10 protein-coding genes are annotated in these 17822 nt (G+C 46.8%); 9 read left to right on the top strand and 1 reads right to left on the bottom strand.

Translation table 11 applies throughout. The features are described from left to right. Positions 1-28: 28 nt before the first annotated feature. The gene (locus RT717_RS22795; RefSeq protein WP_317488654.1) at positions 29-796 is read right to left on the bottom strand and encodes a DUF547 domain-containing protein; all 768 of its coding nucleotides are present in this window, start codon (positions 794-796) and stop codon (positions 29-31) included. Positions 797-1062: 266 nt separating this feature from the next. Here RT717_RS22795 and RT717_RS22790 point away from each other — a divergent pair, with 266 nt between their 5' ends. From RT717_RS22790 to RT717_RS22750, 9 genes are all read left to right on the top strand, one after another. Then, entirely contained in the window at positions 1063-2976 is a 1914-nt protein-coding gene (locus RT717_RS22790) for a cation:proton antiporter domain-containing protein (protein WP_317488653.1), read from the top strand. A 136-nt stretch (positions 2977-3112) separates the two neighbouring features. After that, the gene (locus RT717_RS22785) at positions 3113-4594 is read left to right on the top strand and encodes a glycine--tRNA ligase (protein WP_317488652.1); all 1482 of its coding nucleotides are present in this window, start codon (positions 3113-3115) and stop codon (positions 4592-4594) included. A 112-nt stretch (positions 4595-4706) separates the two neighbouring features. Further along, positions 4707-5507, top strand: a complete 801-nt coding sequence (locus RT717_RS22780; protein ID WP_317488651.1) for a zinc-dependent peptidase — start codon at positions 4707-4709, stop codon at positions 5505-5507. Further along, entirely contained in the window at positions 5504-6844 is a 1341-nt protein-coding gene (locus RT717_RS22775) for a deoxyguanosinetriphosphate triphosphohydrolase (protein ID WP_317488650.1), read from the top strand. Before RT717_RS22780 ends, RT717_RS22775 begins: the two co-directional genes overlap by 4 nt. A 72-nt stretch (positions 6845-6916) precedes the next feature. Continuing rightward, a complete protein-coding gene (locus RT717_RS22770) occupies positions 6917-9340 on the top strand; it encodes an efflux RND transporter permease subunit (RefSeq protein ID WP_317488649.1) in 2424 nt (807 codons plus the stop codon). Positions 9341-9371: 31 nt separating this feature from the next. Continuing rightward, positions 9372-12740: an isoleucine--tRNA ligase gene (gene ileS / locus RT717_RS22765; protein ID WP_317488648.1), complete on the top strand. Its 3369-nt coding sequence runs from the start codon at positions 9372-9374 to the stop codon at positions 12738-12740. Between the two features lie 49 nt (positions 12741-12789). Next, a complete protein-coding gene (locus RT717_RS22760; protein ID WP_317488647.1) occupies positions 12790-13467 on the top strand; it encodes a lipoprotein signal peptidase in 678 nt (225 codons plus the stop codon). A 199-nt stretch (positions 13468-13666) separates the two neighbouring features. After that, positions 13667-14701, top strand: a complete 1035-nt coding sequence (locus RT717_RS22755) for a DUF697 domain-containing protein (RefSeq protein ID WP_317488646.1) — start codon at positions 13667-13669, stop codon at positions 14699-14701. 251 nt (positions 14702-14952) lie between these two features. Beyond that, a complete protein-coding gene (locus RT717_RS22750; RefSeq protein WP_317488645.1) occupies positions 14953-17628 on the top strand; it encodes a M16 family metallopeptidase in 2676 nt (891 codons plus the stop codon). The last annotated feature ends 194 nt before the right edge of the window (positions 17629-17822 follow it).

The raw sequence follows: 17822 nt of genomic DNA, 5'->3' as shown, positions 1-17822 counted from the left end.
TGGGGCTGGCGGTGAGCCGGCCTCATTTCTAAAAGTCCTTTGAGTCATTCAATCGCCAGTCGTAGTCGATATAGCTGACTTTGGTTTTATCAGCGATCTTTACTTTGGCAAACTGATTGATAAAATCTTTCAGGCTTTTGTTTTTAGTGAAATCTCCACTGTACCAATCGAAGAGTTTTGACAGCTGAGCACTTGTGCTGGTAATTTTGTTTCGCCGCTCGTCGTTGATAAAGCTAATGGCCTGCTCTTTAAGTTGCTGGTCAATCTTTGCGCCGGTATAGGCCTCGGCCCTTAGCACCGGGCACGAATAAGAGGCACAATTGACGGCAAAATGTATCCTGGGCTCATTGAATTCTTTTCTTAGGATGCTGTGCTCTATGTTATTCAAATCCATCTCTTTACCACCTATTTTAATGAACTTGATGTCCCAGGGTGTATTCACAAAAGGAATTTGAATTTTGCTGCCGATGTCCTTGATGCTCTCCACAGGATAATATTGAAGAATAAGCTCAATAGTAAAGGCATTGTAGGCATTGATCCAATACGCCAGCCGATCCTCTTTGCTCCAGGTCTTATCGTTTGGTGCGTTGTTCTGAATCAAATCCAGGTATTTTTTTAGTTCGGCTCTGTCTTCTTTGAAGCCTTCGTAATTCACCCAGCCGTCTTTGTTTACGTGTTTTTTGAGCAAAGCATCGAAGGTAGCATGGCTAATCGGTTTTGTGTTTTCCTGTTTTGGCGAGGCTATGCCGCAACTTACAAAAGCCAGCAGCAGAAAAATGTAGAAGATGTGTTTCATGTCGAACGGTTGTGTTATAGTATAACGTTTGAACCCGGCACATGTTGGTGAAAGGGTAGAAATGGTCTTTGAAATGACATTCCCAATCTCACTCATTTCTAAGCAGTTCATTGCAAAGTAGTTAAGGTAATGTTGCCATTAAATTGGGATGCAAATTGTTATAAATACCTTTTTTTGAGTAATTTTTTGAGCTTATTACCCTTCATTTATAGTAATCTTAAACATTTATATAATCAACCTGCAGTTTGATTGAAGAGTCAACATTTTTGCAATTATTAGTTCTGATAGGTGGTTTTACACTTATTGCTGTTTCCTCCAACCAAATAGCAAGCCTGTTTCAAAAAATAAGGCTGCCTCTGATATCCGGTTTGATGATCACGGGTGTATTGGCGGGCCCTTATGTGCTCAATCTCATTCCTGAAATTGCGAAGTTTAAGTTGGGTTTCATCAGCCAAACTGCGCTGGCTTATATCGCTTTTGCCGCTGGCTCGGAGCTGTATCTGAATGAGATGCGGAGCCAGATCAAGAGTATTAAGTGGCATTCCATTACCCAAACGGTAGTCACATTTGTACTGGCTGGAATTATGATCTTCTTTCTGGAGGACACCATTCCTTTCATGCGAGGCTTAGGTTTTATGGAAAGGCTTTCGGTTGCTTTATTAACAGCCACCATCTTTATACCAACCTCTCCTGCGTCTGTGATGGCTGTAATAAGCGAGTTGAGAGCCAAGGGGCCCTTTACCCAAATCACATTGGGAGTTACGATCGTCAAAGATTTTTTTGTGGTGGTTTTATTTGCAGTCATTTTGGCTGTTGCAAAAACACTCTCGAAAGGAGAGGACTTTGACCTGTTAAGCATACTTTTTATCGTTATAGAGCTCTGCCTCTCATTTGGCTTGGGGTGGTTGGTAGGTCGCATTCTTATGCTGTTTTTAGGCATTCGGCGCTCACATATTTTGAAGGCTGTTTTAGTACTGGCCCTTGGTTATGGCGTTTACGTTTTCTCAGATTATTTTTTGGATATGTCCAGCAACCTGACAGGGCACGAGTTATACCTCGAACCTCTGCTTATTTGTCTGGTTGCCAGTTTTTACGTAACTAATTTTTCTCCGCTGCGAGCTGAGTTTTTGCTGATTATTAAGAAAGTAGGTTCTCCTATTTATGTTGCTTTCTTTACGCTCATTGGCGCTACAATGGATCTTCCCGTGTTGCTGCTGGTTTGGCCTATTGCTCTATTGTTTTTTGCCATACGCTTCGGCACCATTGCTATTGGTGGGTTGCTGGGCAATGCAGTAGCAAGAGGGCCGAGAAGGTTTTATAAAGTCATTTGGATGCCGTTTATTTCGCAAGCTGGCGTGGCACTGGGTCTTGCCACTGCAGTGGCCAATCAGTTTCCAGATTGGGGCCCTGATTTCGCCACGCTTGTTATCGCCATCATAGTTATCAACCAGCTGGTGGGGCCACCCTTTATCCGCTGGGCCATCGATTTAATAGGTGAAGACAGAAGCAGAGCCGAGACACCCAAGTTTGATGGGGTGATGGATGCTTTAATTTTTGGCTACGAAAGCCAGTCGCTGGCACTTTCCAGACAGCTGATGGACAAAGGATGGAAAGTTGAAATGGTTACTCTTGTGGACGAAAAAGACGTCGAAATACCTGAGGGCATTAAGTTTCACTTTAGAAAGGAAATAGACAAGGCGGTATTTGCAGGTGTGGATACCAAGAAGTTTGACACTATCGTTACGCTGCTTTCCGACGACGAAAATTATAAAATCTGCGAAATGGTATATGAGCAGATCGGCACCAAGCAACTGGTGGTACGGCTCAATGAGCGCTCCAATATGGAGAAGTTTATCCAACTTGGGGCTAAAGTGATCGATCCATCTACAGCTATGGTGAGCTTGCTTGACCATTTTGTGCGATCTCCTCAAGCCACAAGCCTTTTGTTGGGCATGGAGCAGGGCCAGGACACCAGGGACCTGGTTATTCGGAATCCAGACTTCCATGGATTACCTCTTCGAAGCCTTCGTTTGCCTCCGGAAGTTATTATTCTCTCGATTCGCCGTGCAGGGCAAATGATCATCTCCCACGGATATACACGGCTGAGAGCAGGCGACATCGTGACCATGGTTGGGTCTAACAAGAGCCTGGATGAAATTGAATTGCGCTTTGGCAACTAACGGTGCGTGAGCCAGAAGCCCCATTTTTACTAGCCAATTCTTTATTCTGCAAGCATTAATCCTATATCTTTGCGGCCTGAAACGAAATCAGCCAACGGCTGGTGCTCTTTCTTTTGGAACCGAATAAGACGAACTGATGAATTCTCAAAACACACCTAAAGAAGAAACCAACTTGCTTCGTACCCTCATTGCTCATGCCAAGGAGTATGGATTCATATACCCTTCAAGTGAAATTTATGACGGCCTCCAGGCAGTATATGATTATGGTGCTTATGGTGTGGAGCTGAAGAACAATATCAAAAAAGTTTGGTGGGAAAGCATGACCCGCCTGAACGAGAACATTGTGGGCATCGACGCCGCCATCTTCATGCATCCAACTACCTGGAAGGCATCTGGCCACGTCGACGGGTTCAACGACCCGATGATCGACAACAAAGACTCGAAGAAGCGCTATCGGGCCGACAATCTCATTGAAGATAAGGCTACTGAGTATGAGAATAACGGTGAAAGTGCCAAAGCAGAGCAGCTGCTTGCCGACATGAACAGGCTGCTGACCGCTGAAGACCTGAAAGGAGTAAAAGAACTCATTGAGAGCCACAAAATTGTTTGCCCCATCTCCGGCACTGCCAATTGGACAGAGGTGCGTCAATTCAACCTGATGTTTTCCACCAAAATTGGTTCGGTGTCTGAGGAGGCCGATGTGGTTTACCTGAGGCCCGAAACAGCCCAGGGAATTTTCGTCAATTTCTTGAATGTGCAGAAAACTGCCAGGATGAAAGTACCGTTTGGTATTGCCCAGATCGGTAAGGCTTTCAGAAATGAGATTGTTGCTCGCCAGTTCATTTTCCGAATGAGGGAATTTGAGCAGATGGAGATGCAGTTCTTCGTCCGTCCTGGTGAAGAAATGAAGTGGTACGAGTACTGGAAAGAGGCCCGGATGAAATGGCACCTGGCGCTGGGCACTCCGGCTGAAAAGCTGAAGTTTCACAACCATGATAAGCTGGCGCATTATGCCAATGCGGCTGTTGATATTGAATACCAATTTCCATTTGGTTTCAAAGAAGTGGAAGGCATCCATAGCCGTACTGATTTTGATTTGAAGAACCATCAAGAGTTCTCAAAAAAGAAGCAGCAGTACTTCGATACGGAGATCAACCAGAACTACATTCCCTACGTGGTGGAAACGTCCATCGGTGCCGACAGGGCATTTTTGATGGTGTTGAGCAATGCTTACACTGAGGAGACTGTAGGTGAGGGGGATGAAAAGAAGGAACGAACATACCTGAAGCTGCACCCGGCTTTGGCACCTATCAAGGCAGCCATTTTCCCGTTGGTGAAGAAAGATGGCCTGCCAGAAAAAGGTCGCCAGATTTTTGACATGCTGAAGTACGATTTCAACCTGATTTATGAGGAGCAGCAATCAATCGGCAAGCGCTACACCCGCCAGGATTTGATAGGCACACCGTTCTGTATCGCAGTGGATTACGAGACGATGGAAAACGATACTGTCACCATCCGCCACCGTGACACCATGGCACAGGAAAGGGTGCACATCTCGGAACTGAAGGAGAAAATTGGAGAGGCAGTTTCTATTAAGAGGATATTTGAGAAGCTGTAGTAAAGCGATCAAATTAGAAAATTATCAAAAGGCTCTTTCAAGAATGATTGAGCCTTTTGCTATTATTATACTTTAGTGTGGCCTAAGTATTAGTTACCTCATTCCAACCTGAATGGCTTATTTTCTATCTGCTGGTGTAGTTTTCGCATTTTTATGGGTAGTCGTACGAAGAAGCGCCCGCTCGGGCAGCTACTGGCGATGGATGCGTTGGGAAAGCTCGTCGTTGACTCCAGACCGGGTTCGCCCCCACATTGAAAAGCACTTTGACTACTACCGACGCCTTCCTGCTGGGTTCAAGATCGAATTTGAGAACAAGCTGATAGAATTTATCGACAGGAAGGATTTCACTCCCCGCCAAATGCAGTCGGTAACGGAAGAAATGAAGGTGCTGATCTCAGCGGCGGCTACCCAGCTCACTTTTGGCCTGCCTGATATCTATCTCGAAAACTTCAGCAGAATATTAGTCTACCCTGATGACTACTACAGCACCATTTTCAAGCGCTATCATCGGGGTGAAGTGAACCTGGGAGGCGGCATTATTGTCCTGTCCTGGAAAAGCTTTGTGAGTGGCTATGCCGATGGATCTGATGGACGCAACCTGGGCCTGCACGAAATGGCCCACGCCCTGAAGCTGGAGAATGGAATCTTTAACCAGGAGTATAACTTCTTTGACGAAGGAGTGCTTCAGGAGTGGACTACAATTGCCCGTAATACTATCGGCGAGATAAGGGAAGGAACGGAGACCTTCTTCAGAAGCTATGGAGGTGTTTCCATAGACGAGTTTTTTGCCGTGGCCATAGAGAATTTCTTCGAGAGGCCAATCGACTTTCAGCTGGAGCATCCACGACTGTACAAGTTTACCGTTCTTTTATTGAGGCAGGACCCCATCAGGTTATTATCTTTGGCGCAATGATCTGGAAAGAACTCCTCAACAGCCAACGATACGGCGCCACCAAAAGCATCAACTTCGACCCTGCCCGCAGTCCTTTCGAAATGGACTATGACCGCATTATTTTCTCCTATCCTTTTCGCAGGCTGCAGGACAAAACGCAGGTATTTCCTTTGCCCGACCACGACTTTGTGCACAACCGGCTTACCCACAGCCTTGAGGTGTCAAGCGTGGGTAGGTCGTTGGGCAAAATGGTGGGGGAGAAAATACTGGAAAGAGAAAAAGGCCTTGCGCTCACAGCCGCTGACTTTGGTTCCATTGTGGCTGCTGCCTGCCTGGCGCACGATATCGGCAACCCACCATTCGGGCATTCTGGCGAAAAAGCCATTTCGGAATTTTTTCTTAACCATGTCGAAGGAAGGATATTCGAGTCGAAAGTAACAAAAGCCGAATGGGCTGATCTTGTTTCATTTGAGGGCAACGCCCAGGGGCTTCGGCTGCTTTGCCATGCTCAAAACAAAGGGCTGCGGCTTACGCATGCTACGCTGGCGGCATTTACCAAGTACCCCTGCCAGTCGTCATTTGAAGGGAAGAGTAAAGAGAAAAAGAGCCAGAAGAAGTTTGGTTTTTATCAGACAGAAGCAAACATCTTTCAGGAAGTAGCAGCAGCCACCAGCCTGAAGGAAGAAATAAAAAACATAGCCTGGGCCAGGCATCCGCTGGTGTACCTGGTGGAAGCTGCTGACGACACCTGCTATCATATCATAGATTTGGAGGATGGGTGCCGGCTTGGTTGGGTGCGCTACGAGGTGGCGAGAGACTTACTGGCTGAAATAATAGGCGACGCTTACAAACCGGAGAAGCTGGATGACCTGGAAACTGTGGAGGAAAAGATGGCGACGCTGAGGGCGCTTGCCATCAACATTTTAGTAGGGCAGTTAACGAAAGCCTTTCTGGATAACGAAAAGGAAATCCTTGATGGGACATTGAACGCTGACCTGTTTTCGCTGGTGCCTTGCAGTGCTACCTTGGAAAAAATCAGCAAACTGTCAGTGGCACAGATTTACCAGTCGAGGCAGGTAATCGAAAAAGAAGCGGCAGGGTTTCAGGTAATCTCAGGTTTGATGGAGGCTTTCTGTAGCGCTGCCTACAAAGTTCGTTTTGTTGACAAACCAGGCTATAGAGACCAGCTCGTATACAAACTCATGCCGTCAGACATTCTTTTGGGCATTCAAAAGTCAGAAACGACCTATCAACTCTTACGAACGGTGCTTGATTTCATCTCTGGTCTCACCGATGGCCATGCACTTTCCCTGTACCGAAATCTCACTGGCATCTCACTGCCAGGAATAAGATCGTAGAAATAGGAAAGGAATAATGACCCTCAACTACCTTAGAAAGATTATTTCATTACATTTGTGCTCCGTTTGGAAATGTGGACCCAGTTAGCACATATCATCCTGAAATTCAGGCTTCCCCTTCTTATCATTCTGGTTATCCTTACAGCCTTTTTTGGCTATCAGGCCCGGAAAGTTGAGTGGTCGTTCGATCTTGCCAAAACAGTTCCGGATACAGACCCCGACATGGTCTATTTTCAGGAATTCAAAAAGCTGTTTGGTGAAGATGGAAACATGCTGGCTATTGGCGTAAAAGACAGCGCCATCTACAAGGTGGAGAACTTTCAAAAGTTCAGGTACCTGGCCGACGAGCTGGCTCGCATCAACAATATCACAAACGTACTTTCCCTTCCGAGCCTCCAGCACCTTGTAAAGAACGATGAAAAAAAGCGGCTGGAAATGAAGCCGTTTTTCACGAGCATTCCTGACACGCAACCGGCGCTCGACTCTATGTTGCGGGAGGCTAACCAAATCAAAGTTTATAGCGGTCAGCTAATCAACCCTGACAATGGGGCCACGCTTATCATGGTGTCCATCAACAAGGAAATTCTCAGCACAAAAAACCGTGATGGTGTGGTGGGCGATGTGCTGATGGTGGCTCAGCTATTTGAAGAGGAAACGGGCATCAAGCTGCATTATGCTGGCTTGCCCTACATCAGATTTATCAACACAAGCAAGGTAAAGGCCGAGCTCCAGCTATTTCTCGTGCTTTCTATCATTGTTACGGGCATCATCCTTTTCTTTTTCTTCCGGTCATTCCAGGCTGTGCTTTTCCCGCTCATTCTTATTGGCACCATGATCGTATGGGTGATGGGAACACTGTCTCTCTTCGGCTATAAAATCACCCTGCTTACTGGGCTCATTCCGCCAATTATTGTCGTCATAGGTATACCCAACTGCGTGTATTTGCTCAACAAATACCACCAGGAATATGCCCTGCATGGCGACAAAATGATGGCCTTGTCGAACATGATCAGGCGGATTGGCATTGTGACGTTGATGACCAACTTCACCACAGCCATTGGATTTCTCGTGCTTCTTATCGTTGACATTGTAGTGCTTCGTGAATTTGGAACCATAGCTGGCATCAATATCATGTCCACTTTCATCGTGAGCATCGTATTCATCCCAACGGTCTTTTCTTATTTGCCGCCACCTAAAAAGCGCCACCTGAAGCACCTCGACATGAAGCCGCTGGCTAAGCTGCTGTATGGGATAGACCTTCTGGTGCACAGGCACAAATACAAAGTGTTTTTGTTCTCAATAGTGTTGGTAGCGGTGTCGATATTTGGAATGTCTCGTATCAGAGCAGTTTCGCATATGATCGATGACCTACCCGACGATAGCCCCGTTAGGTATGACCTGGCTTTCTTCGAGGAGAATTTTAGTGGTGTTATGCCACTGGAGCTCTTGATTGATACTGGCAACAAAAAGGGAGTACTCAACCTGAATAACCTCAGGAAAATTGATCAATTGGTCAATTTCCTTGACAGCATACCTTACATCTCTCAGCCTGTTTCCATCGTAAGTTTTGTGAAGGCTGCCCGGCAGGCTTTTTACAACGAAAACCCGGCGTTTTACTCGCTGCCAACCAGCCGGGATCAGGCATTTGTCCTTCGCTATCTTCAGGGTGAGGCTGGAATGAGCTCAGGCCTGGCCAGTAACTTTATTGACTCAACCGGTCAGATCGTTCGTGTGTCAGTACGTATCGCCGATGTGGGCTCAGATAAAATGGATAGCTTGGTCACTCAGGTAATAGAGCCGAAGATTACCGACCTTTTTGAAGGAACAAAAATGTCTGCCACCATCACAGGCACTACTTTACTTTTCATAAAGGGCAATAAATTCCTGATACAAAACCTTATCAGTAGCATGGTGCTGGCCTTTTTTGTTATCGCCATTGTGATGGGGCTGCTTTTCAGAAACCTGCGGATGATCATTGTTTCCCTGATACCCAACTTTATTCCGTTGATCATTACGGCGGGAATCATGGGTTATTTTGGGATACCACTCAAGCCAAGCACTGCCCTTATTTTTAGCATTGCTTTCGGGATATCGGTTGACAACTCCATCCACTTCCTGGCCAAGTACAGGCTGGAATTGTTTGCGAACAATTTCTTTGTGCCAGTGGCAGTGAGCAAAAGCATCAAAGAAGTGGGATCCAGCATGATCTATACTTCGATCATTCTTTTCTTTGGCTTCGTAATATTTGCCTTTTCAGAATTTGGCGGAACGGTGGCGCTCGGAACGCTGACCTCTACCACTTTGTTCTTTGCCATGTTTACGAACACCATCTTGCTGCCGTCTTTACTGCTGCGATTCGATAGCGGCAAGAGGAACAAAAACGAGCATTTGCTTATTGATAGCTATAGCGATTTTTACACGGAAAATGACGACGAAGAAATTGACATTGACCGAATTAAGCTGGAAGAGCTCAATAGCAAACAAACACAATCGTAGTACTTAAAGATTGAATTTTCAGGAGAAGATCATGACGAAAGCTGTGAAATACAGAGAGTATAAATCTATAGACTTGGCCAAGGTAGCTTCCGAAGTGCTGGAAGACTGGAAGCAGAAGAAAATATTTGAAAAATCTGTAAGCTCAAGAGAGGGCCGCCCGACTTTTACTTTCTACGAAGGTCCCCCATCGGCCAACGGCACACCGGGTATTCACCACGTGATGGCGAGGACGGTGAAGGATATTTTTTGTCGTTATAAAACGCAGCAAGGCTTTCAGGTAAAAAGAAAAGGCGGTTGGGATACTCATGGTTTGCCTGTTGAACTTCAGGTAGAAAAAGAGCTGGGCATCACCAAAGACGATATCGGCAAGAAAATATCAGTTGAGGAGTACAACCAGAAGTGCCGTGAGGCGGTGATGAAGTTCAAAGGGCAGTGGGACGACCTCACTGAGAAAATGGGCTACTGGGTCGATTTGGATAATCCTTACATCACCTTCGAGAAAGATTATATTGAGTCTGTCTGGAATTTATTGCAGAAGTTTTACGACAAAGGCCTTCTTTACAAAGGCTACACCATACAGCCGTATTCGCCCGCAGCAGGCACCGGTCTTAGCTCTCACGAACTGAACCAGCCGGGCACGTATAAAATGGTGAAAGACACCACCATTGCGGCGCAGTTCAAGATCGAAGGAACAGAAAACGACTACTTCCTTGCCTGGACCACCACCCCGTGGACTTTGCCAGCCAACAACGGTTTGGCTGTGGGTAAGGAGATCGCCTACGTGAAGGTGGCCACTTTCAATCAGTATACTTTTGCGCCGGTAAATGTGATCCTGGCAAAAGACAGAGTCAGTGCTTACTTCAATCAGAAGGCCGCCGACCTAAAGCTGGAAGACTATAAGCCCGGCGACAAGTTGATTCCATTCAAAGTGGTGCAGGAATACAAAGGCAAAGAACTGGCCGGCATGGCCTATGAGCAGCTCGTTCCTGTGGTGAAGCTGGAGAAACCCGCTTTCACCGTGGTAATTGGCGACTTTGTGACGACTGAGGACGGTACTGGCATTGTGCACATCTCCAAGACCTTTGGTGCGGATGACTTTCGAACCTCCGTGCAGAACAACCTGCCCGGTGTTTTTGTGAAAGATGAGGGTGGTTTTGAAGTGCCTATCGTTGACAAGAAAGGAAAGTTTGTCAATGAAGTGGGAGCCTACCTGAAAGCCAAGATGAAAGAGTGGGACATCACCGCCCACAAGGAGTATGACGAAGACGGATTTTATGTAAAGAACTATAAAGAGGAGGATGAAAGCGATCCGAATTTCAAATCGACGGACGTCATTATTTCCATCATTCTCAAGCAGGAAAACAAAGCCTTTAAGGTAGAGAAATACGAGCACACCTATCCGCATTGCTGGAGAACAGACAAGCCGGTGCTTTACTATCCTATGGATTCCTGGTTCATCAAAACCACAGCCTACAAAGACAAGCTGGTGGCATTGAACAACACCATCAACTGGAAGCCGCAGTCGACCGGAACCGGCCGCTTTGGCAACTGGCTGGAGAACCTGGTGGACTGGAACCTGAGCCGCAGCCGTTTCTGGGGCACGCCTTTGCCTATCTGGGCAACAGACGACAGGTCAGAAATGAAATGCATCGGCTCATTTGCTGAGCTCAAAGCAGAATCGGAAAAGGCCGTAAAAGCTGGCCTGATGAAGGCACCCGTTGCCGACGATATGGATCTGCACAGGCCTTTCGTGGATGATGTGATTTTGGTAAGTGAAAGTGGTCGTCCCATGCGCCGGGAGACTGACCTGATCGACGTTTGGTTTGACTCGGGCGCTATGCCCTATGCGCAGTGGCACTACCCATTTGAAAACAAGGAGATATTTGAAGCCAACTATCCTGCGGACTATATCGCAGAAGGTGTGGATCAAACCCGTGGCTGGTTCTTCACACTCCATGCAATAGCAGGTATGCTGTTCGACAGTGTAGCCTTCAAAAATGTGATTGCCAACGGTCTGGTATTGGACAAAAACGGCAATAAAATGTCGAAGCGCCTGGGCAATGCCGCTGACCCCTTCCTTACATTGGAGAAGTACGGTGCCGACCCCACCCGCTGGTATATGATCACCAATGCAAATCCGTGGGATAACCTCAAGTTTGATATCGATGGAATAGTAGAAGTACAGCGTCGTTTCTTTGGAACCCTCTACAATACCTACAATTTCTTTGCGCTCTACGCTAATCTGGATGGGTTTAACTACAGTGAGGCTGCCGTTCCTTTGAATAAGAGAACAGAGAGCGACCGGTGGATTACCTCTCGCCTGAATACGGTGAAGAAGCAGGTGGCGGAAGCCTATGACGATTACGAGCCAACGAAGGCCGGCCGGTTGATTCAGAATTTTGTTGTGGACGATATGTCCAACTGGTATGTGCGCCTGAACAGGAAGCGTTTCTGGAAAGGTGAGTACAACGAAGACAAGAAAGCGGCCTACCAAACGTTGTACGACTGCCTGGAGACAGTAGCTCGCCTGGCTGCGCCGATCGCTCCTTTTTATATGGAGCGTGTTTTCTCTGACCTCAATAAGGTGTCAGGAAGGGAAACGGATGAGTCAGTGCACCTGGCAGCGTTCCCTAAGGCTGACGAGTCGGCCATTGACAAAGAACTGGAAACGAAGATGGCGTTGGCTCAGGAGGTATCATCTTTGATTCACTCGCTTCGTAAAAAGCAGATGATCAAGGTACGTCAGCCACTGTCAAGAATTCTGATTCCTGTGCTGAATGCTTCTACCAGGCATTATATCGAAGCCGTGGAAGACCTTATTTTGTCAGAAGTAAATGTGAAGGCGATCGAGTATATAGATGATACATCGGGCATCCTTGTCAAAAGCATCAAGCCGAATTTCCGTAAGCTGGGTCAGCAGCATGGCCCGATCATGAAAGATATAGCCGCTGCTGTAAAGGAAATGACACAGGAAGATATTGTCAGCCTGGAGGGTACTGGCAAGTTCTTGCTGAAAACAGCCAAAGGCGACATTGAGCTTACGCCGGAAGATTTTGAGATTTCTTCAGAGGACATCCCTGGCTGGTTGGTTGCCAGTGAAAATGGCCTGACTGTCGCCCTCGACATCACCATTACAGACGAGCTGAAGAGGGAAGGAATCGCCCGTGATCTTGTGAACAGGGTGCAAAACCTGAGGAAGGACATGGGGCTTGACGTCCAGGACAAAATCAGGTTGTCGGTTAAAGAAGGCGAAAAAATGGTAAATGAGGCTTTGATTAGTTTCAAAGACTATATTTGCAGTGAGACCCAGGCCCTTTCGCTTGAAATGGTGGGAGATCTGACAGACGCTGTTGTTTTGGATATGGATGAGTTTAACCTCGAAGTCAAAGTAACCGTTTAAAGAGAGCAATCGTCGAAGCCAACACCTAACATTGTAAACTAAGGACAAAGTGAAGTATTTTAAATATTACCTACTGGCCATTGCAATGATCATTTTGGATCAGGTAGTTAAGTTGGCAGTACACTTCAATATGGAAATGGGCGTGGCCGGGCAGATTTACCTCCTTGGCGACGTATTTAAGCTTCACTACCTCACCAACCCGGGCATGGCCTTTGGTATGCAGCTGGGCAGCGAAAACGGCAAGCTTATCCTTACTGTTATCAGGCTCATAGCCATGGTTGTAATTGCTGTGTATCTCTACAGGCTGGCAAAAAAGGAAGTACACACTGGCCTTTTGTGGTGTGGTGCATTGATCCTTGGTGGAGCGATCGGCAACCTTATCGACAGTATCTTCTATGGCGTTTTTCTTAACAACGCTCCGTATGACGCCCCCAATCCGTGGTTTCATGGGCAGGTCATTGATATGTTCTACATTGACATCTGGGAAGGCCGAATCCCTGAGTGGGTGCCTTTGTTCGGTGGAGACTACACAGCGTTGTGGCCTGTTTTCAATGTGGCAGATGCTTCAATTTTCGTTGGTGTGGCAATTATTATAATATTCCAGAAGTCATTTTTCAAAGAAGCTGAGCACGGAGAAGGAGATGCTACTGGCGACTCTCAAACTTCCATTGTGGGACAGGTTCCTTCTGATGACGACGAAACAAGAAATGCTCAATCGGTTGGGTAAGCTGCGGGGGATAGTCTCACGCAAAGGCTTCTAAGACATAAAGAAGACTTTGAAATCATTTCTTTGGAGTGATGTTTCAATTTAAGTTGCCAGTGCACGACTTTAACTCGGGCCTCTGCAAGTAGTTCGCAAATAGTCGACAAAACGTGTAACTTCAGTCTTCCCGAACCTGTCAAACCAACGTAACGTTAATACAGGTATGTCGAGCTTTTCAAAAGAGATCAAACTTATTGCGGTCTGGCTGTCTGCCATTATCGTTTTCCTCACAGCCCTTTTTCTAATCAATCAGGTTTATCAGATTTATCACCTGGCGCTTGGCGTAAACGAGGCTTTCGGAAGGGTGGTACTTGTTACTTTAACAGCCATTTCCGCAGGTATTCTGCTGGTGCCTGTTTTCCTCTTTTTAAGACTACCGCAAACGCTCACTCCGCCGCAGGCGGAAGAACAAATTCCATCTCATAAAAGGAGGGTGTTCAGACGGCTCAGAAAGAATAAACTGTTGATTGCCGGAGGTCTTGTTCCCGCCTCTGAGGATCAATTGGAGGCTTCGCTAACCCGACTCAATGAGGAGGCAGACAAGATTATCAAACAAACGGCGCTGTCAGTATTCCTTACTACGTCCATCTCTCAAAACGGACGGCTTGATGCCTTCACCATCCTTTTTACTCACACACGCATGGTGTGGAAAATTTGCCATTTGTACCACCAGCGACCAGGTCTGAGAGATCTCGCTCATCTTTATGCTAATATTGGCGCCACCACTTTTCTCGTATCCGAAATTGAAGACCTCGACATCAGCCTACAGCTTGAGTCGCTGCTGTCGGGCGTGACAAAAAGCACGTCATTCTCCTCCATTCCAGTGGTTGGCCCTACAGCAACGCTGGTAATGGATTCACTTTTTGAAGGCTCCACCAATGCCTTTCTCACCTTGCGTGTGGGCATCATCGCCAGGCAATATTGTAGTTGCGTCACCACCTGGGATAGCAAGAAGGCGAGGAAAAGTGCTACCCTTGAAGCCGGAAAAATGTTGAGCCAGATTGTGACTCAGGGGTCAACAAAAGTTGTGGGAGGAATACTGAAAGCGGCCAAGAATGCGGGATTTCAGTCCATCAAGTCTGGTGGCCAGGCCATAGTGAAAGCGGGTGCCAAAATCACCGAAGGAGTTTCTTCTGCTGCCAGGAAAGTCAATCCTTTTGGAAAAAGAAAACTCGAAGCCAGGGAAAAGGATCAATAGAAATAGCGAAGATGCTTTGGACGGCACTTTGCTTCGACGTATTTTGAAGGCCTATTTTCAGTTAATTTCACCTATTCAACAAACCTGGAACTTAATCCATGGAAACATCTTTCAAAAACAGAGCTATAAAAGCTATCTTTTTCTTGCTTTTAGGGCTTCTGCCCTCACTTTTGGCCCAAAGCCAAACTGTTGACTTAAATTCACAGATTCCAGTCGATAAAAATGTCAAGATCGGCACACTGAAAAATGGAATGAAATACTATATCCGACACAACGACCGTCCCGAAGACCGGGTGGAGTTGCGGTTGGTAGTAAATGCCGGGTCTATTCTGGAGGACCCAAGCCAACTCGGCCTTGCCCATTTCACGGAGCACATGGCCTTCAATGGCACAAAGAATTTCAAGAAAAACGAAATCGTCAATTACCTGCAATCAATAGGTGTGCAGTTTGGAGCCGATTTGAATGCGTATACAAGCTTTGACGAAACGGTCTACATTCTGCCGATACCCACAGACGACGAAAAAATTGTCAACCAGGGTCTTCAGATTCTGGAAGACTGGGCACACAATCTCACTTTTGAAGGAGAAGAAATAGACAAAGAGAGGGGGGTGGTGATTGAAGAGTGGAGGCTTGGCCAAAGTGGGGAGCGCCGGATGCTCGACAAATACCTGCCAGTGATTTATAAGGATTCGAGGTATGCGGAGCGCCTTCCAATAGGCACCAAGGAAAACCTGGAGACCTTCCCGCATGAAGCGATCAAGCGGTTTTACAACGACTGGTACCGTCCTGATCTGATGGCTGTGGTAGCGGTGGGCGATATCGATGTGGCAGTGATGGAAGCCAAGATTCAAAAGTACTTTGGAAGGATACCTGCGGCTAAAAGCCCAAAGAAAAGGGAAGAATTTAAGGTGCCAGACCATTCCGACACCTATGTTTCGGTGCTGGCTGACAAAGAAGCTACATTCGCCCAGGTTCGCCTATATTTCAAAACCGACCCTGAAGAGGAAACAAAAGCCAGTGACTACAGAGACTTTCTTGTGGAAAGAGCTTTCACGGGCATGCTGAATAAGCGCTTGCAAGAGCTGACCAGAGAGGCAGAGCCCCCCTTTGTTTATGCCAGCACCAGCCATGGTGGCACCTGGGCAAGAACTAAAGATGCGTTTCAGGCCTTTGCGGTAGCAAATGAAAAAGACATAAAAGGTGGACTTCAGGCCATGATTACCGAGCTGGAGCGGGTTCGTCGGCATGGGTTCACTCCAGGCGAGTTAAAACGCTACAAGCTTGACCTGCTGAAATCATACGAAGTAGCCTATAACGAAAGAGATAAGTCGGAGTCGGAGAACTATGTGGACGAATATGTCAACAACTTCCTCGAAAAGGAGCCAATACCAGGCATTGAATGGGAATACAACTTCGCAAAAGAGTATGTTGAAGGGATAGGTCTTGATGAGGTAAATGCGCTGATCGAAAAATGGATCACAAAGGACAACAGGGTGGTGGTGATCACCGCACCTGACAAGGAGGGTGTGGTGCTACCAACTGAGGACGAAGTGAAAGGTGTGCTTAACAGGATCAGGATATTGAAAGTTGATCCGTACGAAGACGAAGATTTTGGTGAGATTCTGATGACTACCTTGCCCAAGCCAGGCAGTATAGTGTCAGAGAAAAAGAACGAGGCGCTGGGTGTTACCGAGCTCGATCTTTCGAATGGAGTAAAGGTGTTTTTGAAGCCGACCGACTTCAAGAACGACGAAATAGTGATGACTACCTGGAGTCCGGGGGGACACAGCCTTGCTTCCGATGCCGACTACCAGTCTGCCTCTAATGCGGCCTCTTTGGTGGATCAGGGCGGTATTGCCGACTACGATATTACCACTTTGCAAAAAGTGCTTGCAGGAAAGAGTCTTGGCGTTACGCCATTTATCAGAGAGTTGAGTGAGGGCGTGCAGGGAAGTACCACACCTGCCGACATGGAAACGTTCTTTCAGTTAACGAATATGTATTTCACAGCCCCGAGAAAGGACGAAAAAGCGTTCCAGTCATTCATCACAAAGAATAAGTCCATTTTGTCCAATGTGATGGCCAATCCACAGTACTACTTTGTGGATCTGGTGCAGCGAACACTTTCAAACAACAGCATCAGAGGTGGAGGTTTTCCAACAGAAGCTGACTTGGATCAGATCGACCTAGATAAAGCATTCGCCTTTTATCAGGACAGGTTCAGTGATGTGAGCGACTTCACTTTCTTCTTTGTGGGAGCATTCAAAGTAGATGAGATCAAGCCTATGCTGGAGCAGTACATTGCCAGCCTACCTGCTTCGGGAAGAAAAGATGAATGGAAGGACGTAAGTCCCCGCCCGCCAAAGGCACCTTTGGAGAAAATAGTCAAAAAAGGCGTTGACCAAAAAAGCCAGGTGATCATGTACTGGGATACCGAGCAGCCTTTCGACCGGAAGCAGGCTTACTATCTGTCGAGTTTTGGAGAAGTGATGACCATTAAGCTGGTTGAGTTACTTCGTGAAGAAAAAGGCGGTGTGTATGGCGTAGGAGCCAATGCCAATGCTGAGAACATGCCTTACGACCACTATACCTTTCAGGTAAGCTTCCCTTGTGGCCCGGAGAATGTGGATGAACTTGTGAAAGCCACTTTGGATGAACTGAAGAAGCTCCAGAAGGAAGGTGTGGGTGCCGAAGACTTGAAGAAAATTAAGGAAGGCCAACGTCGGGAGATCGAAGTGAACCTAAAAAACAACAACTTCTGGGCCAGCACGCTGCGAACTTACTACTATCAGGGCTGGGATCCGGAAGGTATCCTAAAGGCGAAAGAAAGGATTGAAAGTCTGACTTCGAAAGACATGCAGGAAGCAGCTAAGAAGTATATCGACCCTGAGAAGTTCATCAAGCTGGTGTTGATGCCGGAAGAATAGGGAAATAGAAAGATATAATCGGGGCATTCCTAATAGGTGTGTCCCTCTTTTTGGCACCGTTTTAAAAACGATCATTCCCCTACAAGGCTAGTACTACCACGCCTGTTGTTTTTCTGACTGGCCCAAACCACAAGTGACGTTCGAACAAATGCAGTGTTTCTTCACCTGGATAAGCGCTGGATACAGCAGCGTAC

Source organism: Imperialibacter roseus (assembly GCF_032999765.1).
Classification (GTDB): Bacteria; Bacteroidota; Bacteroidia; order Cytophagales; family Cyclobacteriaceae; genus Imperialibacter; species Imperialibacter roseus.
The sequence above is the reverse complement of the archived record's forward strand: the minus strand, read 5'-3'. Positions and strand labels throughout refer to the sequence as shown.

Coding starts and splice junctions, on each gene's coding strand:
- RT717_RS22785 (WP_317488652.1), top strand. CDS start 3,113: ATGAATTCTCAAAACACACCTAAAGAAGAAACCAACTTGCTTCGTACC.
- RT717_RS22795 (WP_317488654.1), bottom strand. CDS start 796: ATGAAACACATCTTCTACATTTTTCTGCTGCTGGCTTTTGTAAGTTGC.
- RT717_RS22780 (WP_317488651.1), top strand. CDS start 4,707: ATGGCTTATTTTCTATCTGCTGGTGTAGTTTTCGCATTTTTATGGGTA.
- ileS (WP_317488648.1), top strand. CDS start 9,372: ATGACGAAAGCTGTGAAATACAGAGAGTATAAATCTATAGACTTGGCC.
- RT717_RS22755 (WP_317488646.1), top strand. CDS start 13,667: ATGTCGAGCTTTTCAAAAGAGATCAAACTTATTGCGGTCTGGCTGTCT.
- RT717_RS22775 (WP_317488650.1), top strand. CDS start 5,504: ATGATCTGGAAAGAACTCCTCAACAGCCAACGATACGGCGCCACCAAA.
- RT717_RS22770 (WP_317488649.1), top strand. CDS start 6,917: ATGTGGACCCAGTTAGCACATATCATCCTGAAATTCAGGCTTCCCCTT.
- RT717_RS22750 (WP_317488645.1), top strand. CDS start 14,953: ATGAAATACTATATCCGACACAACGACCGTCCCGAAGACCGGGTGGAG.